The organism is Pseudomonas sp. TE21435 (genome assembly GCF_056279265.1).
The window spans coordinates 1,811,982-1,835,674 of record NZ_JBWBQZ010000001.1 but is presented as its reverse complement, the minus strand read 5'-3'; the positions used below and the strand labels follow the sequence as shown (position 1 = coordinate 1,835,674).

Below are 23,693 nucleotides of genomic sequence, written 5' to 3'. Positions count from 1 at the left end.
GCGGCGTGACGAGCACTGCCTGGGGGCGGGCTACCGCGGCGAGATGCGATAGACGCAGCGCCGGTCCCCCGAGATCAGGTGCTCGCAGCGCTCCACCAGCCCTTGCTCACCGATTGCCGCCTGGAACACCTGCAGCTCGCTGCGGCAGAACCCTTGGCAACGGGTGGCGGCAATGCAGATCGGGCAGTGGTTCTCGACGATCAGCCAGTTGTCGCCGTCGGCCTGGATCTCGGCCATGTAGCCTGCGCGTTCACGCAATTGCACAAGGATGCGCACCTTGTCTTCCAGGCTTTCGGCTCCTGCGCAGGCTTGCTGATACTCGCGGCTGTTGCTGTCTTCCATGCGGCTGATCAGGCGGTCGACGCCATCGCTGCCGAACACCTGCTCGACGCTCTCGATCAGTTGCAGGGTTAGCACGCTGTGGGAATCGGGGAAGCGGCGCTGGGCGGTGGCGGTCAACGCCCATTTCTGCGAGGGCCGCCCGGCGCCCTTGGCCGGCACGCTGATGCCGCTGATCAGCTCGGCCGCCTGCAGTTTCTGCACCTGCTGGCGGGCGGCTTCGAAGGTGATGGCGAGCAATTGGGCAAGATCGGCGGTCTTGAGCGGCCCGCGGGTCTTGAGCAGGAACAGGATGCGGTCGGCGGTGCAGTTCGAATCTACGGTGGTCGAGGTCATGGAGCGCTGGAAACCGGGCGTGAATGAGCGGATCGGGCACTCTCCTGGGCCATCCTTTGCGCAGGCAAGTGGGCGAAGGATAGCCCGGATTCGCGGTGATTTGTGCAAGGGGGAACGATTATCGATGAGAAAATTTATATGCGATAAAAATATAAAAGGTATTAGTTGTATTTATTAGATCCGCGTCTAGGCTGATCTGCGGAGCCTGTGCTTGCCGGTCCCAGGGAGGGGTGCGTGCAAGTGCGTCAACACCTTGCTGGCAAATGCCGGGCATGGGCCCATCAAACAACAACTCGACAGGGATGTGAGTGCATGAATGCCCAGAAACCCGTGACCATCTATGAACACGCCGATGAAGTGAGCAGCCTGCAGGGCGTGGTCGACCTGGTGAAGCTCTCCGACCAGTACCGCCAGTCCGCCATCCTGCATTCGGCGCTGGCCCAGCGCGTGTTCGACCACACCCGCCAGCCAGTCGGTGCCGAGGCATTGAGCGATGCGCTGGGTTGGGTGCCGAACAAGGGCCGTATCTTCCTCAACGCGCTGGTGGCCATGGGCCTGCTCAAGCGCACCGCACAAGGCTTCGAGAACCTGCCGCTGAGCCAGCGTTTCCTGGTCAGCGACAGCGCCGAGTTCATCGGCCCGATCATCGACCATCAGCGCCTGCAGTGGCACAACTGGCCACGCCTGGACGAAGTCCTGCGCAGCCGCGATTCGCTGGACTTCCAGCAGGAAAATCGCTTCAAGCACGACCTGGCGGCCCGCGATGCCTTCAACGACGCCATGGTCCGTTTCAGCCAGCCGATGGTGGACGTGCTGCGTGACCTGCCGCTGTTCGACAAGGCCCGTCGGGTGATCGACCTCGCCGGCGGCCACGGCACCTACCTGGCCGAGATCGCCAGCCGCCATCCGCAGGTCAAAGGGGAGGTCTGGGACCTGGAGCCCACCCGCGAGGCGGCCGCGGCCACCTTCGCCAAGTACCGACTCGACGAGCGCCTGGGTTTCCATGCCCGCAACCTGCTGGACCTGGCCCAGTACCAGGGCGAGCGCGCCGATGTGGTGATGCTCAACGACTGCCTGCACTACTTCACCCGCGAGCAGGTGCGCACCCTGATCGCTGGCGCCGCTGGCATGGTCGAGGGCGACGGCGCGCTGCTGGTGCTGAGCATGGCCCTGGAAGACGATGAGATTCATCCGGCCCTGTCGGCCGACTTCTCCCTGCACATGATGCTCAACACGGTCAACGGTGAACTGCACCCCAGCCGTTACCTGATCGACAGCATGGCAGCGGCGGGGCTCACGGTGGAGCAGGAACCGATCGGCCGCTACACCCTGCTGATCGGGCGGAGGGCTGCCTGATGTTGCGTCTATTGGCATTGCACGCCGCGCCGCTCGGTGACGCCGCTGCCCAGGCCCTGGACAGCCTGGGCAGCGCCGCGGCCGCAGCGGGTTTCAGCCTGCAGGTCAGCCAGAAGCCGGTCGGCCAGGGTCCGGTGGACGCGGTCTGCCTGTTGCTCGACAGCGCCACGCCCCCCACGGCGCTGAACACCCTGCTCAGTGAGGCCGCCGGGCTGTGCCGGAATACCGCGCTGGTGCTGGTGCGGGTGCAAGGCACGCTGGCGCAGCTGCCGTCCGCCACGGGGGTGATCGCCCAGTGGCAGCAGGCCAGCCAGGGCTTCCTCTACCCGTACCCGCTGGATATCGCCAGCGGGCAGGTACCCGGGGTGGCGATCAAGGACTGGCTGGCGGGCTTCGCCAAGTTCGCCGCGGCAACCAAACTGTGGCGTTCCCTCGACGGCCTGGAGCTGGACGAGGCGGCGCGGGCCAGGCAGCGTCCGGAAATGAACCACGTGAACATCCTGACCCGCGACCTGGAGGCGTCCAAGGCCTTCTACAGCGACATACTCGGCGCCAACTACTGCTACAACCTCGGCCCGCGCAAGGCAGTCATGGAGCTTAACGGCTTCGACTTCTTCATCGAACAGAGCGAGTCGTTCAGCTACCCGGCCGGCTACCACATCGGCATACGGGCACTACCCGAGGATGTAAGGCGCATTGCCGACCAGGTCACCGCCGCCGGCACCATCAAGCTGGTCAAGGGCAACGGCCCGGCGCCGGGTTATCACCATGGGCCGGACAACGTGCGCAGCGCCGTCTACTTCGAAGACCCCGATGGGCTGGTGATCGAGGTGTACAGCGCCGAAGTGGAGATGATCGAAAGCAACCCGCGGTTGCTCCTCGACCGTCTCTGACCCCACGTCGTCACACGCCTGCCGTGCCTTTGCGCGCGCAGGTGTGTGCCCAGGCAGGTATTCGCATGAACAGCTACAAACAGTGGCATTGGCCACGGCTGCCCAGCCCGTTGCCCAAGGATGTCAGTGACCGGGCGTTGATGGGCTATTCCGAGCAGTACCAGGAGCATCCCCTGCAGGCCAAGGTCGGCGAAGCGTTCGCCGATCTGCTCCAGGCTCCGCTGGACGTCCTGCTCGCCATCCTGGAACAGCCGCGCCAGCCTTTGGCGCGTCGCATCGGCGCCGGCGAGGTGCTGGCGTTGCGCGGTGATCCACGCATCGACACCTTCGCCCCGGACATGATCGACATTCCCGCGGCGCGTGTGCACATCGGCCTGGACCCAGGCGCGGTGGCGCAGGTGATGGATCAGTTCGACGGGCTGGGCCTGGACCGCAGCTGGATCGAAAAGGAGACCCCGCGCCATGCGGTCGAGCTGGCGGCGTTCCGCATCGCCCGCTTCCCGGTGACGCACCAGGAGTATCGCCAGTTCCTGCTCGACAGCGGTCATGCCGGCATCCCCGACGGCTGGGCCTTCGGCCGTTACCCACGGCACCATGCCAACCACCCGGTGTACAGCGTTTCGGCCAGCGATGCCGATGCCTATGCCCGCTGGCTCAGCGAGCGTACCGGCCGGCGCTTCGCCCTGCCCACGGAGGCGCAGTGGGAGTATGCCGCCGCCGGTGCTGAAGGGCGCCAGTTCCCCTGGGGCGACGCCTACCAGGTCGAGCACGCCAACACTGCCGAGCTGGGCTATCTGGACAGCACGCCGGTCGGTGTGTTCATCGATGCGGCCTCGCCGTTCGGCGTGCTGGACATGGCCGGCAACGTGGAGGAGTACGTTGCCGAGGACTACCAGCCTTACCCCGGTGGCCCCCGCATCGAGGACGACCTGGTGCTCGATGTTGGCACCCACCGCGTGGCCCGTGGTGGCAGCTTCACCCGTTTCCGCGACCTGGCGCGTACCGCGCGCCGCCACGGGCGTTACCCGCGACCGATCTACGTCATGGGTTTGCGCCTGGTTGAAAACCACAACTGAGTTTTTCCGTCTTCCGTGCAAGAGGTCTGATTCCATGAACAAGGATGTTTCGCTTCACACCATCGTGCCGATTTCCATCCTCGGCGGCGATGTCGATGCTCATTTCTTCGGCTTCCACGGCTTCGAGCGTGACCAGGAGCATTTCGCCGTGGGTATCGGGCGCGATCAGTGCGACGTGCCGCTGGTGCGGGTGCATTCCGAATGCATCACCGGCGATGTGTTCGGCTCGCAGCGCTGCGATTGCGGCCCGCAGCTGCAGGAGGCCCTGCGCACCCTCAAGGAGGTCGGCGGCTACCTGATCTACCTGCGCCAGGAAGGGCGCGGTATCGGCCTGTACTCGAAGTTCGAGGCCTATCTGCTGCAGGACTCGGGCCTGGACACCTACGAAGCCAACCTGCGCCTCAACCACCTGGCCGACTCACGCTCCTTCGACCCTGCCGTGCAGATCCTGCGCGCCCTGGGCGTGGACCAGTGCCGGCTGCTGACCAACAACCCGGAGAAGGTCGCCCAGTTACGCGCCGGCGGCATCGATGTGATCGAGCAGGTACCCACCGGGGTGTTCCTGACCAACCACAACCGCAACTACCTGCAGGCGAAGGCCGTCAAGTCCGCCCATTCGATCAAGCTCTGACCCCCAGCGAAAAAGGATCTTTCGATGAAACACATTGGCCCTATCAGCGGTATCGCCGCCCATGCCGCGCACTTCGTCGCCACCGCAGGCTACGACAACCAGGTGATCCTGTGGAACGCGGCCACCGGCGAGCCGATCCACCGTGTGCACCATGACCACCTGGCCAACCAGTGCGCCTTCAGCAGCGACGGCAAGCACCTGGTCAGCGCCAGCAGCGACTACACCGCGCGTATCTGGGAAGTGCCGAGCATGCGCCTGAAGGCCGTGCTGCAAGGGCACAACGACGACGTCGAGATGGCGGTGTTCTCGCCCGACAGCCTGCGCGTGGCGACCTGTTCGCGCGACCACGTGCTGCGCATCTTCGACCTCGATGGCGTGCAGCTGCAGGCATTCCATGGCCACCAGGCCGACGTGATCTCGGTGGTCTGGTCGCCGGATGGCCAGCGCCTGATCTCCAGCAGCGATGACGGCACCGTGCGCCAGTGGGACACCCGCAGCGGCCAGCAATGCGACGAGGTGGACATCGGCGGCGTGGAAACCGATACCATCGCCATCACCCGCGAAGGCGTGGTGTTCGCCGGCGATGACGAGGGGCGCATCTCGATCATCGCCGACGGCCAGGTGCAGACCGTGGCGGCCCACGCCGCAGGGATCAAGCGCATTGTCTGGAACGACGACAAACGCCTGCTGGTGAGCCTGAGCTACGATCGCTCGGCGATACTCTGGACCTTCGACGCCGGGCGCAACCTGGTCAAGCGCCGCAGCACCGCACTGCCGAGCATCGTCTGGCCACGCAGCTGCGCCTTCGTCGGCGACGAGCAACTGGTGTTCGCCACCTTCGGCTCGCGCTACGCCACCTGGAACTACGAGCAGGACCAGTGGCAGGTGTCGGGCATCGAGCCGGCGGTGAGTATCAATGCCGTAGTGCGCAGCGAAGAGCGCCAGTACAGCATCGGCGACGCCGGTATCCTGCACCGTGACGACCAGCCGGTGACCTGTGTCGGCAGCCTGTGCAACTTCCTCCTGCCGTTCGGGCCGCTGCTGCTGACCGGTGGTCAGATGGGCCAGGTGTTCGATGGCCTGTCCGGGCGCATGCTCTACCAGCACCGTTCGCCGCTCAACTGTGGCGCCACCTTCGTCAAGCAGGGCGAGGACCTGGCGCTGATCGGCACCTACACCGGCGAAGGCCTGGTGTTCGGCCATGACGGCAAGGGCGGCCTGCGCCTGGTGGCGTCGATCCCCATGCACGACAACGCGATCAAGGGCGTGGCCGCCGACGAGCGTCACCTGTTCAGCGTCTGCGCCTCGGCCGACGCCGCGTTGCACAGCATCGCCGACTTCAGCTGCGTGCGGCACATCGAGGCGGCGCACACCCGCATTTCCAACGGCTGCTGCCCGATCACCGGCGGTTTCGCCAGCATCGGCCGCGACCTCAAGTTGCGCCTGTGGCTGGAGACCGGCGACGAGGTGTTCGATTCGCCGCACCAGCACTCGATCAAATGCATCGCTGCCTCCAGCGATGGCCGGGTGATCGCCACCGCCGCCTACAACGGTACCGTGGCGCTGTTCGACCTGGCCTCGCGGCGCTGGCTGCCGGTACAGCGACCCACCGCCAGCGGCATTTCCTGCCTGACCCATGACGCGGCCAGCGATGCGTTCCTGGCCAGTTCCTATGACGGGCGCATCTACGGCATCGACGCCCGCCTGGCATCCTGAAGGAGCAGCACGATGAGCAAGCAAGCAAGCGACTTCATGCCCCAGGGCGACTACCGCAAGGCCCTCGACACCTCGTTCGTGCACCGCTACAGCCATGGCGAGGACGAGTGGTCGTGGGATGTCGGCATGATCCAGGCGGCCCAGGCCTTCCTTGAACGGCTCGACCCACAGGGCGACCAGCATGTGCTGGATATCGGCGTGGGTCGCGGCCGCGACGCCTCCACCTTTATCCTCGCCGGGCACCGCGTCACCGGGCTGGATATCGTCGAGAACTCCAGCTGGCCGTTGCTGCGCAAGCGTTGGGGCGATCGCCTGGACCTGGTGAACAAGGCCATGCAGGACTGGCAACCGGCGCCGGGAACGGTGTTCGACGCGGCCCTGGACAACGGCTGCTTCCACCACCAGCACCCGGATGAATGGGGCCCTTACCTGGCCCATGTGCGCCGGCTGCTGCGCCCCGGCGCCTTGGTGGGGCTGAACGTGTTCGGGGTTGATGATGCCCACCCCGAGGCGGGGTGGCGGGAAATGGACAACCAGCGCCAGGGCTATTTCTTCACCGACGATGGCATCCGCCAGACACTGGAGGCCCACGGCTTCACCTGGCAGGGCCTGGAGGTGATCGAGCGTCAGCATGGCGAGGCCCGCTATCTGCTGGCGCTGGTCCGCACGTGAGTGCGCTCGACCGCCATTACCTGGACATGGCCCTGGCGCTTGCCAGCCAGGGCCTGTACAGCACCATGCCCAACCCGCGCGTCGGCTGCGTGATCGTCAACGATGGCCAGGTGGTGGGGCGCGGCTGGCACCAGCGCGCCGGCCACGCCCATGCCGAGATACACGCCTTGCAGGAGGCAGGCCCGGCGGCGCGGGGGGCCACCGCCTATGTGACGCTCGAACCTTGTGGTCACCATGGGCGCACCCCGCCGTGTGCCGATGCCCTGGTGGCCGCCGGGGTGCGCCGGGTGGTCACGGCCAGTGCCGATGCGTCGCAGAGCATCGGTGCGGTTCGGCTGCGCGAAGCGGGCATCGCGGTCGAGGCCATGCCCTGTCCCACGGCGCGAGCACTCAATCGCGGGTTTTTCTCGCGCATCGAGCGCCAGCGCCCCTGGGTGCGGGTGTTGCGGCCGGCGGCGCTGGCCATCGGCGCGATGGGTGAGGGCGCGATGCTCAGCCATTGCGACGAGCAGGCGCCGCTGGAGCACTGGCGGGGCAGGGCGTCGGCGTTGTTGACCACCTGTGACTGGGTCAAGGCCTGCGACCCGTCGTTGCTGGCGCAGGTACCGGCACAGCGAGTCGAGCCGGTGACTCCGTTGCGGGTGGTGGTCGATCAGGGGCTCGATTGCCCTGCCTCGGCCAAGGTGCTGGATGGCCTTGCACCGACGCTGGTGCTGCATGCGGCGCAGGCGATGCGTGACGGGCGCTATGCCCGGGCGCGCTGCCAGGTGATCGAGGAGGTCGATGCGCGGCGGGTGTTGCAAGCGTTGTACGAGCTCGACTGCAATGAAGTCCAGGTCGAGGCGCAGCCGGCGTGGTGCGAGGCTCTGGCGCGCCAAGGGCTGGTGGATGAGTGGCTGGTGCAGGTCTGAGCGGGGACGCCTTGTGCGTCCCATCGCTGGCAAGCCGGTTCCTACGGGATGGCGCATGGCTTGAGGTTGGCCGCGATCGGTGTGGGAGCCGGCTTGCCGGCGATGCGCCGCGTTAGCGGCGCCAGCGATCTCAGCGGCTGCAGATCAACCCGACTTGCAGGCTGTTCTGTTCGAACAGGTCCCAATACCCCGGCGGATGCGCCTTCTTGCGGATGCCGCTGATCAGCGGGGCGATCCAGCGCACATTGCGCAGGCCCACGTCATGGGCGGCCTGCTCGTAGACCGCCTTGTGCCAGCGGTAGTAGGTGAAGTCCGCCGGCGGCGTGCTCATGAACTGTCCCTGGCAGCGAAAGCCGCCTTCGACCGGCTGTTCGTCCAGTACGCGGATGCCGTACTCGGTGAAGTTGCCACGGGCCAGGTCGAAGGCCGGGTTGGCGGTGTAGGCAATCAATCGACCGGACGGCTTGAGATTGAGGGCGACGCTTTCGAACATGCGCCGCAGCTCCTCGACGCTGCCGGCGTAGTTGAACAACCATGCCGCAGTGACCTTGTCGAACTGGCCGATCTGGCCCATCTGCGCCACGTCGCGCACTTCGTAGGCGATGCCGTCGTTGGCCTGGCGCGCCTGATAGATCATGCTCGGCGAGATGTCCACCCCATGCACCCGCGCCGCGCCCCAGTCCTTCAGGCGGCGGCTGAAGAAACCATGGCCGCAGGCCAGGTCGAGGATCTCCTCGCCGATCACTTCGCCGGCCATGTAGCGAAAGGTGTCGACCTCGACCCCGCGCTGGCTGGCGTGGCTGGTGAAGTCTTCGAACTGCTCGCTGATGCGCTCGTAGACTTCCTTGGATTCCTTCATGGTCACTCCTTGCGTTCAGAGGTGAGGCGCAGCGCCAATGGCAGGGCCAGCAGCGGTGCGCAGGCGAATACGGCGAACAGCCACAATGCCGCCCGGCGCGCGCCCTCGACGCCACCGGGCTCGACCAGCCCGGCGCTGTTGGCTACCAGGCCGGCCAGGGCCGCGGCCAGCGCGGTGGCATACAGCTGCACGGTGGTGATCGAGGCCGAAGCGAGGTTTTCCTCGCCGGGGCGCGCCGCTTGCAGCACGCGGGTAAGCAAGTGCGGCCAGCCCAGGCCGATGCCCAGGCCCACGCCGGCCAGGGCCAGGGCAAACACGGCCAGGCCCGGCGTGCTGGCCACCCACGTCACGGCGGGTGTCAGCAGAGCCAGGGCCAGTAGCGCCAGGACCACCAGCAGCGGGCCGCAGCGGATCTGCCAGGCGCCGCCATCGCGGTCACGCCCGGCGCTGGCCAGGGCGCCGACCGTCCAGCCGGCGGCCATCACGGCCGTCAGGTAGCCCGCGGCCAGGGGGCCGAAGCCATGGATGCGCTGGAGGAAATAGGGCACATAGATCTCGGTGGTGATGGCCGCCACCAGCAGGCACATCATGGCGAACAGCGCGCCCATCGGTTGCCTGAGACTGTAGGCGCCGGTGGGCAGCAGGTGGTGACGGGCACGGGGATCGAGGCGGGCGATCAGCGCGGCGATGGCCAGCCCGGCGACGATCCCGGCCAGATTGACCCACAATGAGTCGGCCAGGCTGGCCGCGCAGATCGCCAACACCGAGGCCACCAGGCAGGCGATCAGGCCATAGGCCGGGCGTGCGCCATTGTCGTCCAGCGCCTGGCGCGCCGGCAGACGCAGGCAGACGATCAGCGCCAGGGCGGCGGCCACCGGCAGTAGCGACCAGAATGCCCAGCGCCAGTGCCCGCCCTCGGCGAACACGCCGCCCACGGCCGGGCCGCACAGCGTGGCCACCCCCCACATTGCCGAGACCAGGGCCATGGCGCGGGGCCACAGGCGGGTCTCGAACACCAGGTGGATCAGTGCATAGCTCAAGGCGAACAGGATGCCACCGCCCAGGCCCTGCACGCTGCGCCCGACCAGCAGCAGCGGCATGCTGGTGGCCATTGCGCACACTGCCGAACCGAGGGTGAACACCAGCAGTGCGAGCAGATAGGCGACCCGTGGCCCGCCGCGAGCGAGCAAACGGGTGGAAAGGGTCGAGCCGATGATCGAGGCCACCACGAACAAGGTGGTGTTCCAGGCATAGAAGGCCAACCCGCCGATTTCGTCGATCACCGTGGGCAGCAGCGTGGTGACGATATAGACATTGACGGCGTGCAGGGCGACCCCGCCGGCCAGGGCGATCGAGCGCAGCGCGTTGCCGCCGCTGAGCAGTTCGCTCCAGCGTGCGGGGGGCTGTTCGGGGATGGCGGTCATGAAGGCTCCTTGCGTGATCCTGCGTTGGGAGTCTAGGAGCCGGAAAATCATTATTCAAGAAGTTGCTTGTGTAATTTGGCTGCAGTGGATTTGTTAGGATCGTGCTCTTTTGTCTTGTTCCAGGAGCTTCACCCATGATCATCAGCACCACCAGCCAGCTCGAAGGCCGCCCCGTTGCCGAATACCTCGGTGTGGTCAGCGCCGAATCGGTGCAGGGGATCAACTTCGTGCGCGATTTCTTCGCACGCTTTCGCGACTTCTTCGGTGGCCGTTCGCAGACCCTGGAGAGTGCGCTGAAGCTGGCCCGCGAGCAGGCCACCGAGGAGCTTGTGGCGCGGGCACGGCAGTTGCAAGCCGATGCGGTGGTAGGCGTGGACTTCGAGATCAGCATGCCGTCGGTGCAGGGCGGCATGGTCGTGGTGTTCGCCACCGGTACGGCGGTGCGGTTGAAGTAAGGCCAGTTGCCACTGGTCGGGCAAGGAGGTTTTGTCCGGCTGGTCTGCAAATGACCGACTAGTCTCACTTCAACGGGCCGCTGCTTCACTAGGCAGGTGCATTGCCTGCCGGCACGGTCGCCATTGGAGGGAGTCAGGGCATGAGCGAATCTTTTTTTGAAGACCTGAACGATGCGTTTCCGATCAACAGCCAGGTGCGCTGCGGGCAAGCGGCCTTGCGCCTGGGCTTTGCCAACATGACCCTGGACGAATCGGAGCAACTGCAGCCGGCGCACCTGCAACGGGCCAAGAAGGGGCGGTTCACGCCGCGTGTCCCGTCGAAAAAGTGAAACAGCACATTAGCGGGGCAAGCCCGCTCCCACAGACCTTGCTAGAAATCTGTGGGGGCGGGCTTGCCCCGCGATCATGTTGGTCCGAACACTGCAAAACCGCCCAACGGCACGCATTTCCCGCCATTTCTTGATCCCGCTCATGGTATCGGCGCGTCCCCCTCGCCGCCGGCTCGAGGCTGTGCTTTTCTTGCGCGGCATGTCAGACACGGAGTATCGACTTCAATGCGAATCAGGGAAGAGACCTACTGGCAATGGGCCGATGCGCAGTTGCACAGCCGCAGCCATGACGAGGAGTTGAGCGACGGCACCAGCATCGATGTGCAGGTGCGCCTGTCCAGGGTTGGCGCCACGCAGCTGTTTCTCGGGCTGTACGCCCGCGACGGCAAGGCACTGCTGGAGGAGTACTACCCCTCGCGTCCGGGCGAAACCATGACACGGGCCCTGGTGTGGGGCGTTGACCGTGCCCGCGCCCTGGCCACGGGCGCCTTGCCGCTGCCCGAAGCGATGCCGCGCAGGCGCCAGGCATGAAAAAGCCCGGCCTTTGTCGGGCCGGGCTCAAGAAACGGTGTAAAGCCGCGGGATCAGTTCAACGCGTCGATCACCTTGATTGCCTGCCGCTCGCGGGCGGTCGGCCATTCTTGTTGCAGGGTCTCGAGTACGCGACCGACGAAGGAGGTGTCGGCGGCGGCCTTCTTGCCGACGTAGCCCTGGCCACGGCGGTAGACCTTGAAACGGGCGCGCATGCTGGGCATGTGCGATTCGAACTCGTCTTCGACCGTGTTCGGCGGCAGGCGATCCAGGCGGACCTCGCCGGATTGGCTGACCCACAGCAGGTGGTCGTCGAGGCTGTCCTTGCGCGCGGCGAACAGCTGGGCCAGTTGGTCGATGGTTGGATTGTTGTTCAAGTTCATCATAAAGCCCCCATTACTCACATTCGTTGGTGAAGTTCGTCTGAAGTTCACATTGGCGCCACACCATGTAGCGCGCTAACCAAGGCTGCTACAGCAGCTTCGCAACAGGGGCTTTCTCACGCTGCCTTCTGGGCAGTTTCCCTCTCCACGGACGGCCTGCGTTACCGCGCAGACCGTCTGGAACACCCTTGCCACCGCTCCCGATCAGGGAGACGGCCTCATCATGCCCAAGGCGCGGGAAGGGCGTCAACCGTTTTGTAGTGATTATTTTTAGTCACTACATCTTGTCGGACAATCCTCTTCGTTGTGTCTGTCGAGTCCGTTCGCCGGCGTCGGGAATCGGCCGTCATGGCTCCAGGCTTGAGAGGATGCGTTGCGCGACACGTACCCGCTCCTCGTTGGGGTAGTTGCGGTTGGCCAGCAGTACGATGCCCATCTGTTTCGACGGCACGAATGCCACGTAGGCGCCAAAACCGCTGGTTGCGCCGGTTTTGTTGTACCAGGCGGCGGGTTCGGCGGGCAGTGCCGGGGTCAGCGCGTGGGTGGCGTTGGGCTCGCGGACCAGCCTGGCGCCGTTGTAGTCCAGCAGGGTGTCGAGGGCGACCGGATAGGGATAGCGCTCCCAGCCCAGGCCCTGGGTCATGGCGCCGACCTGGAAGTAGCCGGCCTGGGTGATGGCGATGGCCTGGCGCAGGGCAGGGTCGAGCGCGGCCGGTTGCAGTTGCAACTGGACATAGCGCAACAGGTCGCTGGCGCTGGTCTTGATGCCGTAGGCCTGCTCGGCGTAAGGGCCCGGGCTGACTCGCACAGGCTTGTCCTTGGCGTCGTAGCCCTGGGCATAGAGGCCCCGGAGGTTGGCCGGTACTTCCAGGTAGGTATGCTCGAGGCCCAACCGAGGCAGCAGCCCCTGGGTCATCAGCTCGGCGAATGGCCGCTGTTGCGCACGCGCCGCCAGGTCGCCGAACAGGCCCAGGCTGGGGTTCGAGTAGCAGCGCTGGGTGCCGGGTTCGGCGCGGCGTTGCCAGTGCTGCAACCAGGCCAGGGTCTGTTCAGGCGTTTGCACCTCGTCGGGAAACTGCAGCGGCAGGCAGTCGCCGCTGTAGGCGCCCAGCTCAAGCACACTGGCGCTGCCGATCGGCGCCTTGGCCAGGGCGGGCTGGTAGCGGCTGGCGGGCGCCGCGAGGTCGAGCTTGCCCTCGGCGCTGGCCAGGGCGGCGAGGGTGGCGGTGTAGGTCTTGCTCACCGAGCCGACCTCGAACAACGTATCGCGGGTCACTGCCTGGCCGCGGGCCTTGTCGGCCAGGCCGTAGTTGAAATAATGCGATTGGCCATTGGCATACACTGCCACGGCCATGCCGGCGATGCCGTGCTCGCGCATCAGCGGCTGGATGACGCCATCGACGCTGTGCTGCAGGTCGCCTGCCAACAGTGGTGGCGCGGCCAGCGTCAGGGCAGTGGCCACCAGCAGGTGCGGGGGACGTTTCATGGTGCAAGGTTCCTTTTCGTGATTCAGCCGCCGGGTTGTCCGTTGGGCGACACTGACGGGGGTTCCGGCGTTAGCGGCTTAAAGGCCGAGACCTTATCGTCCAGGCTTGCACAAAGACAAGGCGGAATCTGTGATGAGATATTTGCGCATGCTGTTCGACAACTTCACCCTGGCCCTGCTCGGGGTGGTGTTCATCGCCACCGTGCTGCCGTGTTCCGGCGAGGGCGCGGTGCTGTTCGGCTGGCTGACCAACCTGGCCATCGGCCTGCTGTTCTTCCTGCACGGCGCCAAGCTGTCGCGCGAGGCGATCATCGCCGGTGCCGGCCACTGGCGCCTGCACCTGCTGGTGTTCTCCTGCACCTTCGTGCTGTTCCCGCTGCTGGGGCTGGCGTTCAAGCCGCTGTTCGTGCCGCTGGTGGGCAATGAGCTGTACCTGGGCGTGCTCTACCTGTGCGCCTTGCCGGCCACGGTGCAGTCGGCCATCGCCTTTACCTCGCTGGCCCGTGGCAACGTGCCTGCGGCGATCTGCAGCGCGGCGGCCTCGAGCCTGCTGGGGATCTTCCTCACGCCGCTGCTGGTGATGCTGTTGCTGGGCGCTTCGGGCGACACCGGCTCCGGGCTGGATGCGGTGCTGAAGATCACCCTGCAGTTGCTGGTGCCTTTCGTCGCCGGGCAGATCGCCCGCCGCTGGATTGGTGCCTGGGTCCAGCGCAATGCGCGCTGGCTGAAGCTGGTGGACCAGGGCTCGATCCTGCTGGTGGTGTACACCGCCTTCAGCGAGGCGGTGGTGACCGGGTTGTGGCACACGGTGTCGCCGCAGCACCTGGCGGGCCTGTTCGCCGTGTGCGGGATCCTGCTGGCGGTGGTGCTGCTCGGCACGCGGCTGCTCGGGCGGCTGCTGGGCTTCAATGTCGAGGACCGCATCACCATTCTCTTCGCAGGTTCCAAGAAGAGCCTGGCAACCGGCGTGCCCATGGCCCAGGTGCTGTTCGTCGGCGGTGGCATTGGGGCAATGATCCTGCCGTTGATGCTGTTCCACCAGATCCAGCTGATGGTCTGCGCGGTGCTGGCGCAGCGTTATGCGGCGCGGGTCGAGGAGGGCGGGCAGGCGACGGCGGCTTCCTGAGACGGATTCGTTGCCGCAGGCCCGCGCCAGCGATCTACCAGGCCAGCGGCCGGTCGAACCCTTTCCAGCACAACCAGCGGCGCACCTCGCCATGCGCCCCCGTGCCGATCTGCCACTGCGGTCGGCCACGGTCCAGGGCGATCTGCGAAATGAACCCGGCATGGCTGGCCACCACCAGGGTGCGGCCGTCGGCGCTGATGTCCATCGCGCTGATGGTCGAACCAAGATAGTGCTGCCAGTGCTCGTGGCCGTCCTCGCCGAAGGCGCGCAGGTAGCCATGGGCGTCACCGACGATGTATTCGCCATCGCGGGCCACCCCGGCGTAGACCCTTGCGCCGTCCTGCAGCAGTGGCGTGCGCGGATCATTGCTGTAGAAACCGGTATCCAGCCCCGGCAGGTCGGCCAACCGCACGCCGACGGTGCCACCCTGATAGAAGTGGCAGGCATTGAGGATCAGCTGGTCGCCCCGGCGGTTGAACAGCGCGAAGTGCGGGTACTCGCTGGCCGGGCCGACCTCTGCGATGCGCCTGAACTGCTCGTCGAGCACCAGGTGACGGCCGCATTGTTCGCCCAGGGCGACCAGCCTGCCGTCCGGTGACAGCGCGGCATGTGCCATCGTCAGGCCCAGGGCGATGTCGTCCGGGTCAGTGCCCTGGCGCAGCTCCTCGAGAATATCGTCCTCGCGTGGCAGCAGGCGCGTGGCACCAGCGGCGGCAAGCACGAAGATGCCGTCGCTGCTGACCAGCAGGACCCGCTGGCCATCGGGGAAGGGCAGCAGCGCAGTGGGCGTCGGCGGCAGGTCGAAGGGGTCGAACGGGTAACCCGCCGGTAACCCTTCCAGACCATGGGGCCAGGCCAGCCGGGCCACTTGCGGGCCACCCCAGCCATCGGTCACGCGTACCCCCTCGGCGTTGCCTAGGGCGAAGTAGCGCCGCCCTGGGCAGCGCCCGAAGTGCTCGACACCGATCACCGGGGTGACGCCCTGGTCGTCGAGGCGCAGCACCTGGCCGCGCTCGAACGGCATGCCGATGCGCACCAGCAGGCTGCCGTCGTCGAGCAGCAGCAGGTTGCCGATGCCCTGGGCCTGTTCGTCGAGCAATGGCAACAGCGGCAGATGCGCCGGGGGCCAGGCTTCGCGGAACAACTGGCGTTGCTGTTCGTCGGTGCCCGGGCGGTTTATGGCCAGCAGCGCCGCCTGCCAGGCGTCGAGCAGGTGCTCGGTGGCCGGCGCCTGTGGTTCCTCCAGATCGTCCCAGCCTTGCGCGCGGCCCTGCGCGACATAGCGGTTGATGGCCTCGGCATAGGCGATGACCGCCTCGCGCCATTGCTGCTGGGGGTGCTGCTTGTCCATGGGCGGATCGAACTCCTTGTTCCGCAGGGTAGGTGATGTGCGACAAAAGGGTGCACGCAGGCGCGCATGGTACTCCGTCCGCGCCCGCGGTTGTGAGGCTCGGCCTTGATGCGTACCATGCCGGACATCCTTTCAATAAGAAAACGTGCGTCACCGGCCTGGAACCTGGGCAGGCGATGCGCGTCCTGTTGCCTTGTCCGCGGAGAAAAACATCTTCACATGAATGGTCCCGTCCCCACCTCCATGCCTCCCACCGCCGGCAGCGGCAGTTGGCTGAGCGTCATCGCCCTGGCGCTGGCGGCGTTCATCTTCAATACCACCGAGTTCGTCCCGGTGGCGCTGCTCAGCGATATCGGCCGCAGCTTCGAGATGACTACCGCACAGGTCGGCCTGATGCTGACCATCTACGCCTGGGTGGTGGCACTGGCCTCGCTGCCGATGATGCTGGTGACCCGCAACATCGAACGCCGCCGCCTGCTGCTGCTGGTGTTCCTGGTGTTCATCGTCAGCCACCTGATGTCGTGGCTGTCGCAGAGCTTCGCCATGCTGCTGGTCAGCCGCATCGGCATCGCCCTGGCCCATGCCGTGTTCTGGGCCATCACCGCGTCGCTGGCGGTGCGCGTGGCGCCGCCCGGCCAGCAGGCCAAGGCGCTGGGCCTGCTGGCCACCGGCACCACCCTGGCGATGGTCATGGGCATCCCGCTGGGGCGTGTGGTGGGTGAGGCGCTGGGCTGGCGCATTACCTTCCTGTGTATCGCCGGGGTGGCGCTGGCGACCATGCTCTGCCTGATGAAGTCGCTGCCGCTGCTGCCGAGCCAGAACTCCGGCTCGCTGCGCAGCCTGCCGGTGCTGTTCAAGCGTCCGGCGCTGGTGATCACCTACATGCTGGTAACCCTGGTGATTACCGCGCAGTTCACTGCCTACAGCTACATCGAACCCTTCGCCCTGCACGTGGCACGGATCAGTGGCGAACACACCACGTTGCTGCTGTTGCTGTACGGCGGTGCCGGCGTGTTCGGCTCGGTGTTGTTCAGCCGCTACAGCGAGCGTTTCCCCCATGGCTTCCTGGTGGGCGCCATCGGCGCGCTTGCCGCGTGCCTGCTGCTGCTGTTGCCGCTGTCGGGCAATTTCCAGGTGTTCGCCGCCCTGAGCATGGTCTGGGGCGTGGCGATCCTGAGCTTCAGCCTGGCCTTGCAGTCCAAGACCCTCAAGCTTGCCTCGGATGCCACCGACGTGGCCATGGCGTTGTTCTCCGGTATCTACAACATCGGTATCGGTGGCGGTGCGTTGCTTGGCAGCATTGTCAGCAGCCAGGTGGGCGTGGCGCATATCGGCCTGGTGGGGGGCGGCGTGGCGGTTGTCGGCCTGGTGCTGGCGCTGGCCAGTACCCAGCGCTTTCGCGAAGCCCTGACTCGGGTGCCTGGGCAGGCGTGAACCACGCCTTCTGCAGGAGCGGTCAAAGCCGCTCTTGCAGGCATTCCATTGACCAAGAATCCCGGTTCCTGGCACCTCCAGCCCTGCAAATGTCTCCCGACTGATCCGCATCAACTTCCCTGTCAACACGCGCCCCTGTAATAGGGGCGCTTGTGTATCGGCAAGGCTGCCTCTAATATCCAAGCGTTTTCTTGTGTAATTGCCTGGCGTCCCGCCCAGGCCATCAATACGGACGTTGATATGGATTTGCACACCTCCCTGTGGCTGTTCCAGGCCATCCAGGCCGTGGGCCTGGCGTTGTGGCTGAGCATCGCGGTATTGAACAACCTGCAGGCCTTCGCCAGCTCCGTCGGCGCCATTGGCGCCACCTTGGCCATGGCGCCACTGCGCCAGCCGCCGGCCATCGAATTCCCCTTGTTGCGCAGGGCCTGTCATTCGGCAGGCTTGGCCCGCGCCGCGCTGCTGGTGATCCTGCTGCTGCAGATCGTCGCCAGCCTGGCGGCCTGGGTCGGCACCTATGGGCTGATCGTCGCCCAGGATCCGCTCCTGGCCCGGGCCTGGTTGAACCTGGCACTTGGCGCCTTCCTCGCCTTCACTTTCGCCATGCTGCTCGGGGGCCTGTGGTTCGGCTACTGGATACGCCAGGAAGGCCTGCAGCTCACCCACCTGGTGCTGGTGCTGTGGGCGACCCTGGCGTTCTTCCTGTTCAACCTGGATTGGGCCTGAGGCGAGGACGCGCAATGAATAGCAAGGCAATACTTGGCAGTGCCCTGGTGCTGGCCCTGGCCACCGCCGGTGGCCTGGCCTGGCGCCACACCGGGCAGGCCCAGGCCACGGCAGCCGCGCCGCGGCACCTGGTCAAGGTGGCCCTGGCCACGGTACAGAAAGCACCGCAGAAACGCGCCTTCGCCGGCGTCGGCGAGCTGGAGGCGGTGCACCAGGTGCTGGTGTCGGCCGAGATCGGCGGGCGGGTGACGGCGATCAACTTCAGCTCCGGCCAGCAGGTGCGCAAGGGTGATGTGCTGGTCACCCTCAACGATGCCCCGGAGCAGGCCGAGCGCCTGCGCCTGAAGGCCCAGCTGGACAATGCGCGGACCAACTACCGGCGCGTCAAGGACCTGCTGCGCGAGAACGCCGCCACCCAGGAACAGCTGGACAACGCCCTGGCGGCCCGCGACATGGCCCAGGGCGAGCTGGCCCGTACCGAGGCGGTGATCGCCCAGAAGGCGGTGCGCGCACCCTTCGACGGGCGCCTGGGTATCCGCCGGGTGAACCAGGGCCAGTACCTCAATGTCGGCGACCCGGTGGTCAGCCTGATCGACACCCGCAGCCTGTACGTCAACTTCTCCCTCGAGGAGCAGCTCAGCGCCCAGCTGCGCACCGGCCAGGCGGTCGAGGTGCGGTTGGATGCGTTCCCCGATAAGGCCTTCACCGCGCACATCACCGCCATCGACCCCTTGATCGGCCGTTCGCGCACGGTGCAGGTGCAGGCCACCCTGGCCAAGCCCGATGCGCGCCTGTCGGCCGGCATGTATGCCAGCGTGCAGGTTGCCAGCCCCGATGACGGCCAGGTGCTGACCGTCCCGGAAACCGCCGTTGCCTACACCGCTTACGGCGACACGGTGTTCATCGCCCGCCACGATGCCGCCGCCGATGCCCTGGTGGTACAGCGCGTGGCAGTGCGTACCGGTGAACGCCAGGCCGGGCGGGTGGTGATCGAGCAGGGCTTGCGCGAGGACGACCAGGTAGTGGTGTCCGGGCAGTTGCGCCTGAGCGACGGCGCCGCCGTGCAAGCCACCGAAGACACCCTGCAGGCCCCGGCCAGCGGCGCCTGACCCCAGCGAGAAAACGCCATGACATTCACCGACCTGTTCGTGCGCCGGCCTGTGCTGGCGCTGGTGGTCAGCACCTTGATCCTGCTGCTGGGGCTGCTGTCGCTGCTGCAGTTGCCGATCCGCCAGTACCCCTTGCTGGAAAGCTCGACCATCACCGTGACCACCGAGTACCCCGGCGCCCCCGCCGAGCTAATGCAGGGTTTCGTCACCCAGCCGATCGCCCAGGCGGTGTCGTCGGTGGAAGGTATCGACTACCTGTCGTCCTCGTCGGTGCAGGGCCGTAGCCTGGTGACCGTGCGCATGGAGCTGAACCGCGACTCGACCCAGGCCCTCACCGAGGTGATGGCCAAGGTCAACCAGGTGCGCTTCCGCCTGCCGGAGCGGGCCTACGATCCGGTGATCGAGCGCTCGGCGGGCGAGTCCACGGCGGTGGCCTACATCGGCTTCGCCAGCGCGAGCCTGCCGATCCCGGCCATGACCGACTACCTCACCCGGGTGGTCGAGCCGCTGCTCAGCACCATCGAGGGCGTGGCCAAGGTCCAGGTGTTCGGCGGCCAGACCCTGTCCATGCGCCTGTGGATCGACCCGGCGCGCCTGGCCGCCCGGGGCCTGACCGCGGCCGACGTGGCCGAGGCGGTGCGCCGCAACAACTACCAGGCGGCGCCGGGCAAGGTGAAGGGCCAGTACGTGATCGCCAACATCCGCGTCGACACCGACCTGACCTCGGTCGGCGATTTCCGCGAGCTGGTGATCCGCAACGACGGCAACGGCCTGGTGCGCATCCGCGATATCGGCACGGTCGAGCTGGGCGCGGCTTCGGCCGAGACCAGCGCCAGCATGGACGGCGTAGCGGCGGTGCATCTGGGGCTGTTCGCCACCCCGGGCGGCAACCCGCTGGTGATCGTCGACGGCATCCGCCAATTGCTGCCGCAGATTCGCCAGACCCTGCCGCCGGACGTCAAGGCCGAGCTTGCCTTCGAGACGGCGCGCTTCATCCAGGCCTCCATCGACGAGGTCACCAAGACCTTGCTTGAGGCCCTGGCAATCGTCGTGGTGGTGATCTACCTGTGCCTGGGCTCGCTGCGCACGGTGCTGATTCCGGTGGTGACCATCCCGCTGTCGATGCTCGGGGCCGCGGCGCTGATGCTGGCCTTCGGTTTCAGCGTCAATCTGCTCACCCTGCTGGCCATGGTGCTCGCGGTGGGGCTGGTGGTGGACGACGCCATTGTCGTGGTGGAGAACGTCCACCGCCATATCGAGGAAGGGCGCACGCCGGTGGCGGCGGCATTGATCGGCGCCCGTGAGGTGGCCGGGCCGGTGATCGCCATGACCATCACCCTGGCGGCGGTGTACGCGCCGATCGGCATGATGGGCGGCCTGACCGGCGCGCTGTTCCGCGAGTTCGCCCTGACCCTGGCCGGGGCGGTGGTGGTCTCCGGCGTGGTGGCCCTGACCCTGTCGCCAGTGATGAGCTCGTTCCTGCTCGACGCCCGCCAGTCCGAGGGGCGCATGGCCCATGCGGCCAACCGTTTCTTCGACTGGCTGGCCGAGCGCTACGCCCATGTGCTGGGCTTCTCGCTGAAACACCGCTGGATCAGCGTCGGTTTCGCCTTGCTGGTGCTGGTCAGCCTGCCGCTGCTGTACGCCTTGCCGCAGCGCGAGCTGGCGCCGACCGAGGACCAGGCCGGGCTGCTCACCGCGATCAAGGCGCCGCAGCACGCCAACCTGGCCTATGTGGAGCGCTTCGCCGACAAGCTCGATGCGGTCTACCGGACCCTGCCGGAAACCGTCAGCACCTGGATCATCAACGGCAGCGACGGCATCGCCTCGGGCATCGGCGGCATCAACCTGCAGCCATGGGGCGAGCGCGAACGCAATGCCTCGCAGATCCAGCTCGACCTGCAGGCGGCGGTGAACGATGTCGAGGGCACCAGCATCTTCGCCTTCCAGCTGCCCGCGCTGCCGGGCTCCACCGGTGGCCTGCCGGTGCAGATGGTGCTGCGCAGCTCGCAGGACTACCGGGTGCTGTTCGACACCATGGAGCAGGTCAAGGCCAAGGCGCGGCAGAGCGGCCTGTTCGCCGTGGTCGACAGCGACCTGGACTACAACAACCCGGTGGTGCAGGTGCGGGTCGACCGGGCCAAGGCCAACAGCATGGGTATCCGCATGCAGGACATCGGCGAGTCGCTGGCGGTGCTGGTGGGCGAGAACTACCTCAACCGCTTCGGCCTGGATGGCCGCTCCTATGATGTGATCGCGCAGAGCCCGCGTGACCAGCGCCTGACCCCGCAGGCCCTGACCCGGCAGTACGTGCGCAGCGAGGAGGGCCGGCTGGTGCCGCTGTCCACCGTGGTGCAGGTCAGCGAGCAGGTCGAGCCCAACCGCCTGACCCAGTTCAACCAGCAGAACGCCGCGACCTTCCAGGGTATTCCGGCGGCTGGCGTCACCCTGGGCGACACCGTGGCCTTCCTCGAGCAGGCCGCCGCCGAACTGCCGGCGGGCTTCAGCATCGACTGGCAGTCCGACGCGCGCCAGTACCAGCAGGAGGGCAACGCCCTGATGCTGGCCTTCCTCGCCGCCGTGGTGGTGATCTACCTGGTGCTGGCGGCGCAGTACGAAAGCCTGGTCGATCCGCTGATCATCCTGATCACCGTGCCGCTGTCGATCAGCGGTGCCCTGCTACCGCTGGCGCTGGGGGTGGCCACGGTGAACATCTACACGCAGATCGGCCTGGTGACGCTGATCGGTCTGATCAGCAAGCACGGCATCCTCATGGTCGAATTTGCCAACACCTTGCAGGCCGAGCAGCACCTGGACCGGCGCACGGCCATCGGCAAGGCAGCGCAGATCCGCTTGCGGCCGATCCTGATGACCACGGCGGCCATGGTGGTGGGGCTGATCCCGCTGTTGTTCGCCTCCGGTGCCGGTGCTGCCAGCCGCTTCGGGCTCGGCGTGGTGATTGTCACCGGGATGCTGGTCGGCACTTTGTTCACCCTGTTCGTGCTGCCGACCATCTACAGCCTGCTGGCCCGTGACCATGCCAGCACGGCGCGTTCGGCACGGGCCCGATCGTTGGCCGATACCCTGGAGGGGCAGCCATGAAGCCGGTATTCGTCGTATCCCTGCTGGCCCTGGCCTTGTCGGCCTGCAGCGTCGGCCCCGACTACCGCAAGCCCGAGGCACCTGCCAGTGGCCTGCACAGTCCGCAGCGCGCCGCCTTCGCCGCCCGTGGCGAGATGCCGGAGCAGTGGTGGCGGTTCTTCGACGATCCGCAGCTGGTGCGTCTGGTCGACCAGGCCCTGGTCAACAACCACGATATCCGCCAGGCCCATGCCAACCTGCTGGCGGCGCGGGCGCTGTTCGACGACCGCAGCCTCGACCGCTACCCCTGGGTCACCGCCCGCGCTGGCTACAACCAGAGCCTGGAGCAGCAGCAACCGGTCGATGGCAGCGACCCGCGGCGCATGCGCACCGAGCAGTACCGCGCCGGATTCGACGTGCAGTGGGAGATCGACCTGTTCGGCCGCCTGCAGCGCCTGACCGACGCCGCCGAGGCGCGTGCCGACGCGGCGGCGGCTGACCTGCGCCAGGTGCGCTTGAGCATCGCCGCCGAGGTGGCGCGCAATTACTACCTCAAGCTCGGGCTCAAACGCAGCCTGGTGGTGGCCGAGGATCAGGTCGAGGCCTGGCGCGAGACCCTGCAACTGACCAGCGCCCAGGTGCGCGCCGGCAGTGGCCAGTACGAAGACCAGCAGAACGCCCATGCCAACCTGCTGCTCAGCGAGGCGGCGGTACCGCCGTTGCAGGCGGCCATCGAGCAGGCCAGCTATCGCCTCGATGTGTTGACCGGGCAGGTGCCGGGCAGCCAGGAGCAGGGCGCCGCGCCGTTCCTGCCGCCGTTGGCGCGCCAGTTGCCGCTGGGTGACGTTGATGCGCTGATTGGCCAGCGACCTGATGTGGTCAGTGCCGAGCGTGAGCTGGCGGCCAGCACCGAGGATGTCGGCGCGGCCACCGCCGAGCTGTACCCACGGTTGGACCTGGGCGGTTTCATTGGTTTCTTCGCCTTGCGCAGCGGCGACCTGGGCAGCGCGGCCCGTGCTTATGAGCTGGCGCCGATGGTCACCTGGCCGGCCTTGCGCCTGGGCAATGCCCGTGCGCGCCTGCGGGTGCGCGAGGCGCTGGCCGAGGGCAGCCAGGCGCGCTACCAGCAGGCGGTGCTGTTGGCCCGCGAGGAAGTGGAGAACGCCGTCACGCAGTTGGTGCGCAACCAGGCACGGCTGCAAAGCCTGGTGGCCTCCGCCGGGCACGGCAGCGAGGCCATCGATATCGCCAACAAGCGCTATCGGCGCGGCGCCGGCACCTACCTGGCGGTGCTCGAGAACCAGCGTGCGCTGTTCTCGATCAAGCGCGAGGTGGCGGAGGCGGAGACGGCCTCGTATCTGGATGCGATTGCGCTGTACAAGGCCTTGGGGTGGGGGAGCGAGGCGATGTAGCCTGTGTTGCCAGGTACGCTGTGGCAGCCCGGCAAGACATGCGGGCTTCCCTCCTTT

22 protein-coding genes are annotated in these 23,693 nt (G+C 66.8%); 16 read left to right on the top strand and 6 right to left on the bottom strand.

What is annotated here, in order from left to right; all coding sequences use genetic code 11:
- Positions 1-30: 30 nt before the first annotated feature.
- Positions 31-675 (bottom strand): helix-turn-helix transcriptional regulator, encoded by a 645-nt coding sequence (locus ACZ9C1_RS08165; RefSeq protein ID WP_277504743.1) that lies wholly within the window; start codon positions 673-675, stop codon positions 31-33.
- 312 nt (positions 676-987) lie between these two features.
- Between ACZ9C1_RS08165 and ACZ9C1_RS08160 the strand changes: the two genes are divergently transcribed.
- The 7 genes from ACZ9C1_RS08160 (at position 988) to ribD (ending at position 7,930) form a co-directional block, all read left to right on the top strand.
- The gene (locus ACZ9C1_RS08160) at positions 988-2,031 is read left to right on the top strand and encodes a methyltransferase (protein WP_110701543.1); all 1,044 of its coding nucleotides are present in this window, start codon (positions 988-990) and stop codon (positions 2,029-2,031) included.
- Complete coding sequence (locus tag ACZ9C1_RS08155) at positions 2,031-2,924, top strand: VOC family protein (protein WP_102685060.1); 894 nt, start codon at positions 2,031-2,033, stop codon at positions 2,922-2,924. The genes ACZ9C1_RS08160 and ACZ9C1_RS08155 overlap by 1 nt, the downstream gene beginning before the upstream one ends.
- A 65-nt stretch (positions 2,925-2,989) precedes the next feature.
- Positions 2,990-4,000, top strand: a complete 1,011-nt coding sequence (locus tag ACZ9C1_RS08150) for a formylglycine-generating enzyme family protein (protein WP_139670375.1) — start codon at positions 2,990-2,992, stop codon at positions 3,998-4,000.
- Between the two features lie 34 nt (positions 4,001-4,034).
- Complete coding sequence (gene ribA, locus ACZ9C1_RS08145) at positions 4,035-4,631, top strand: GTP cyclohydrolase II RibA (protein ID WP_102685058.1); 597 nt, start codon at positions 4,035-4,037, stop codon at positions 4,629-4,631.
- Positions 4,632-4,655: 24 nt separating this feature from the next.
- The gene (locus tag ACZ9C1_RS08140) at positions 4,656-6,347 is read left to right on the top strand and encodes a WD40 repeat domain-containing protein (RefSeq protein WP_102685057.1); all 1,692 of its coding nucleotides are present in this window, start codon (positions 4,656-4,658) and stop codon (positions 6,345-6,347) included.
- Positions 6,348-6,359: 12 nt separating this feature from the next.
- Complete coding sequence (locus ACZ9C1_RS08135) at positions 6,360-7,019, top strand: SAM-dependent methyltransferase (protein WP_102685056.1); 660 nt, start codon at positions 6,360-6,362, stop codon at positions 7,017-7,019.
- The gene (ribD, locus tag ACZ9C1_RS08130) at positions 7,016-7,930 is read left to right on the top strand and encodes a bifunctional diaminohydroxyphosphoribosylaminopyrimidine deaminase/5-amino-6-(5-phosphoribosylamino)uracil reductase RibD (protein ID WP_476253850.1); all 915 of its coding nucleotides are present in this window, start codon (positions 7,016-7,018) and stop codon (positions 7,928-7,930) included. Before ACZ9C1_RS08135 ends, ribD begins: the two co-directional genes overlap by 4 nt.
- 130 nt (positions 7,931-8,060) lie before the next feature.
- On the opposite strand, the gene ACZ9C1_RS08125 is transcribed toward ribD, so the two are convergent.
- A complete protein-coding gene (locus ACZ9C1_RS08125; protein ID WP_046855205.1) occupies positions 8,061-8,789 on the bottom strand; it encodes a class I SAM-dependent methyltransferase in 729 nt (242 codons plus the stop codon).
- A 2-nt stretch (positions 8,790-8,791) separates the two neighbouring features.
- On the bottom strand, positions 8,792-10,213 hold the full coding sequence (locus ACZ9C1_RS08120) for an MFS transporter (RefSeq protein ID WP_457377851.1): 1,422 nt from the start codon (positions 10,211-10,213) through the stop codon (positions 8,792-8,794).
- A gap of 134 nt (positions 10,214-10,347) precedes the next feature.
- Between ACZ9C1_RS08120 and ACZ9C1_RS08115 the strand changes: the two genes are divergently transcribed.
- From ACZ9C1_RS08115 to ACZ9C1_RS08105, 3 genes are all read left to right on the top strand, one after another.
- On the top strand, positions 10,348-10,668 hold the full coding sequence (locus ACZ9C1_RS08115) for a YbjQ family protein (protein WP_023632483.1): 321 nt from the start codon (positions 10,348-10,350) through the stop codon (positions 10,666-10,668).
- Positions 10,669-10,808: 140 nt separating this feature from the next.
- The gene (locus ACZ9C1_RS08110) at positions 10,809-10,997 is read left to right on the top strand and encodes a hypothetical protein (RefSeq protein WP_023632482.1); all 189 of its coding nucleotides are present in this window, start codon (positions 10,809-10,811) and stop codon (positions 10,995-10,997) included.
- A 225-nt stretch (positions 10,998-11,222) separates the two neighbouring features.
- The gene (locus ACZ9C1_RS08105; protein WP_139670384.1) at positions 11,223-11,528 is read left to right on the top strand and encodes a hypothetical protein; all 306 of its coding nucleotides are present in this window, start codon (positions 11,223-11,225) and stop codon (positions 11,526-11,528) included.
- A gap of 53 nt (positions 11,529-11,581) precedes the next feature.
- On the opposite strand, the gene ACZ9C1_RS08100 is transcribed toward ACZ9C1_RS08105, so the two are convergent.
- Positions 11,582-11,914: a hypothetical protein gene (locus tag ACZ9C1_RS08100; protein WP_046855208.1), complete on the bottom strand. Its 333-nt coding sequence runs from the start codon at positions 11,912-11,914 to the stop codon at positions 11,582-11,584.
- Between the two features lie 343 nt (positions 11,915-12,257).
- On the bottom strand, positions 12,258-13,397 hold the full coding sequence (gene ampC / locus ACZ9C1_RS08095) for a class C beta-lactamase (protein WP_457377852.1): 1,140 nt from the start codon (positions 13,395-13,397) through the stop codon (positions 12,258-12,260).
- A 133-nt stretch (positions 13,398-13,530) separates the two neighbouring features.
- Here ampC and ACZ9C1_RS08090 point away from each other — a divergent pair, with 133 nt between their 5' ends.
- On the top strand, positions 13,531-14,523 hold the full coding sequence (locus ACZ9C1_RS08090; protein ID WP_102685049.1) for a bile acid:sodium symporter family protein: 993 nt from the start codon (positions 13,531-13,533) through the stop codon (positions 14,521-14,523).
- Between the two features lie 34 nt (positions 14,524-14,557).
- Here ACZ9C1_RS08090 and ACZ9C1_RS08085 read toward each other — a convergent pair whose 3' ends face one another.
- Complete coding sequence (locus tag ACZ9C1_RS08085; RefSeq protein WP_258600547.1) at positions 14,558-15,874, bottom strand: hypothetical protein; 1,317 nt, start codon at positions 15,872-15,874, stop codon at positions 14,558-14,560.
- A 219-nt stretch (positions 15,875-16,093) separates the two neighbouring features.
- On the opposite strand from ACZ9C1_RS08085, the gene ACZ9C1_RS08080 reads away from it, so the two are divergent.
- From ACZ9C1_RS08080 to ACZ9C1_RS08060, 5 genes are all read left to right on the top strand, one after another.
- A complete protein-coding gene (locus ACZ9C1_RS08080) occupies positions 16,094-17,308 on the top strand; it encodes a sugar transporter (protein ID WP_102685047.1) in 1,215 nt (404 codons plus the stop codon).
- Positions 17,309-17,548: 240 nt separating this feature from the next.
- Positions 17,549-18,034 carry a DUF2165 family protein gene (locus ACZ9C1_RS08075; RefSeq protein WP_110701571.1) on the top strand — a complete coding sequence of 162 codons (486 nt, stop codon included), beginning with the start codon at positions 17,549-17,551 and terminating at the stop codon, positions 18,032-18,034.
- Between the two features lie 14 nt (positions 18,035-18,048).
- Complete coding sequence (locus tag ACZ9C1_RS08070; protein WP_457377853.1) at positions 18,049-19,143, top strand: efflux RND transporter periplasmic adaptor subunit; 1,095 nt, start codon at positions 18,049-18,051, stop codon at positions 19,141-19,143.
- An 18-nt stretch (positions 19,144-19,161) separates the two neighbouring features.
- Entirely contained in the window at positions 19,162-22,245 is a 3,084-nt protein-coding gene (locus tag ACZ9C1_RS08065) for a MexW/MexI family multidrug efflux RND transporter permease subunit (protein ID WP_457377854.1), read from the top strand.
- Positions 22,242-23,636, top strand: coding sequence for an efflux transporter outer membrane subunit (locus ACZ9C1_RS08060; RefSeq protein ID WP_476253849.1), 1,395 nt, complete (start codon positions 22,242-22,244; stop codon positions 23,634-23,636). The genes ACZ9C1_RS08065 and ACZ9C1_RS08060 overlap by 4 nt, the downstream gene beginning before the upstream one ends.
- The last annotated feature ends 57 nt before the right edge of the window (positions 23,637-23,693 follow it).

Bases quoted from the DNA above. Each gene is read 5' to 3' on its own strand.
- ACZ9C1_RS08105 (WP_139670384.1), top strand. From the start codon at position 11,223: ATGCGAATCAGGGAAGAGACCTACTGGCAATGGGCCGATGCGCAGTTG.
- ACZ9C1_RS08140 (WP_102685057.1), top strand. From the start codon at position 4,656: ATGAAACACATTGGCCCTATCAGCGGTATCGCCGCCCATGCCGCGCAC.
- ACZ9C1_RS08150 (WP_139670375.1), top strand. From the start codon at position 2,990: ATGAACAGCTACAAACAGTGGCATTGGCCACGGCTGCCCAGCCCGTTG.
- ACZ9C1_RS08135 (WP_102685056.1), top strand. From the start codon at position 6,360: ATGAGCAAGCAAGCAAGCGACTTCATGCCCCAGGGCGACTACCGCAAG.
- ACZ9C1_RS08165 (WP_277504743.1), bottom strand. From the start codon at position 675: ATGACCTCGACCACCGTAGATTCGAACTGCACCGCCGACCGCATCCTG.
- ACZ9C1_RS08125 (WP_046855205.1), bottom strand. From the start codon at position 8,789: ATGAAGGAATCCAAGGAAGTCTACGAGCGCATCAGCGAGCAGTTCGAA.
- ACZ9C1_RS08060 (WP_476253849.1), top strand. From the start codon at position 22,242: ATGAAGCCGGTATTCGTCGTATCCCTGCTGGCCCTGGCCTTGTCGGCC.
- ACZ9C1_RS08065 (WP_457377854.1), top strand. From the start codon at position 19,162: ATGACATTCACCGACCTGTTCGTGCGCCGGCCTGTGCTGGCGCTGGTG.
- ACZ9C1_RS08120 (WP_457377851.1), bottom strand. From the start codon at position 10,213: ATGACCGCCATCCCCGAACAGCCCCCCGCACGCTGGAGCGAACTGCTC.
- ampC (WP_457377852.1), bottom strand. From the start codon at position 13,397: ATGAAACGTCCCCCGCACCTGCTGGTGGCCACTGCCCTGACGCTGGCC.
- ACZ9C1_RS08160 (WP_110701543.1), top strand. From the start codon at position 988: ATGAATGCCCAGAAACCCGTGACCATCTATGAACACGCCGATGAAGTG.
- ACZ9C1_RS08070 (WP_457377853.1), top strand. From the start codon at position 18,049: ATGAATAGCAAGGCAATACTTGGCAGTGCCCTGGTGCTGGCCCTGGCC.
- ACZ9C1_RS08085 (WP_258600547.1), bottom strand. From the start codon at position 15,874: ATGGACAAGCAGCACCCCCAGCAGCAATGGCGCGAGGCGGTCATCGCC.
- ACZ9C1_RS08075 (WP_110701571.1), top strand. From the start codon at position 17,549: ATGGATTTGCACACCTCCCTGTGGCTGTTCCAGGCCATCCAGGCCGTG.
- ribA (WP_102685058.1), top strand. From the start codon at position 4,035: ATGAACAAGGATGTTTCGCTTCACACCATCGTGCCGATTTCCATCCTC.
- ACZ9C1_RS08155 (WP_102685060.1), top strand. From the start codon at position 2,031: ATGTTGCGTCTATTGGCATTGCACGCCGCGCCGCTCGGTGACGCCGCT.
- ACZ9C1_RS08110 (WP_023632482.1), top strand. From the start codon at position 10,809: ATGAGCGAATCTTTTTTTGAAGACCTGAACGATGCGTTTCCGATCAAC.
- ACZ9C1_RS08100 (WP_046855208.1), bottom strand. From the start codon at position 11,914: ATGATGAACTTGAACAACAATCCAACCATCGACCAACTGGCCCAGCTG.
- ACZ9C1_RS08115 (WP_023632483.1), top strand. From the start codon at position 10,348: ATGATCATCAGCACCACCAGCCAGCTCGAAGGCCGCCCCGTTGCCGAA.
- ACZ9C1_RS08080 (WP_102685047.1), top strand. From the start codon at position 16,094: ATGAATGGTCCCGTCCCCACCTCCATGCCTCCCACCGCCGGCAGCGGC.
- ACZ9C1_RS08090 (WP_102685049.1), top strand. From the start codon at position 13,531: ATGAGATATTTGCGCATGCTGTTCGACAACTTCACCCTGGCCCTGCTC.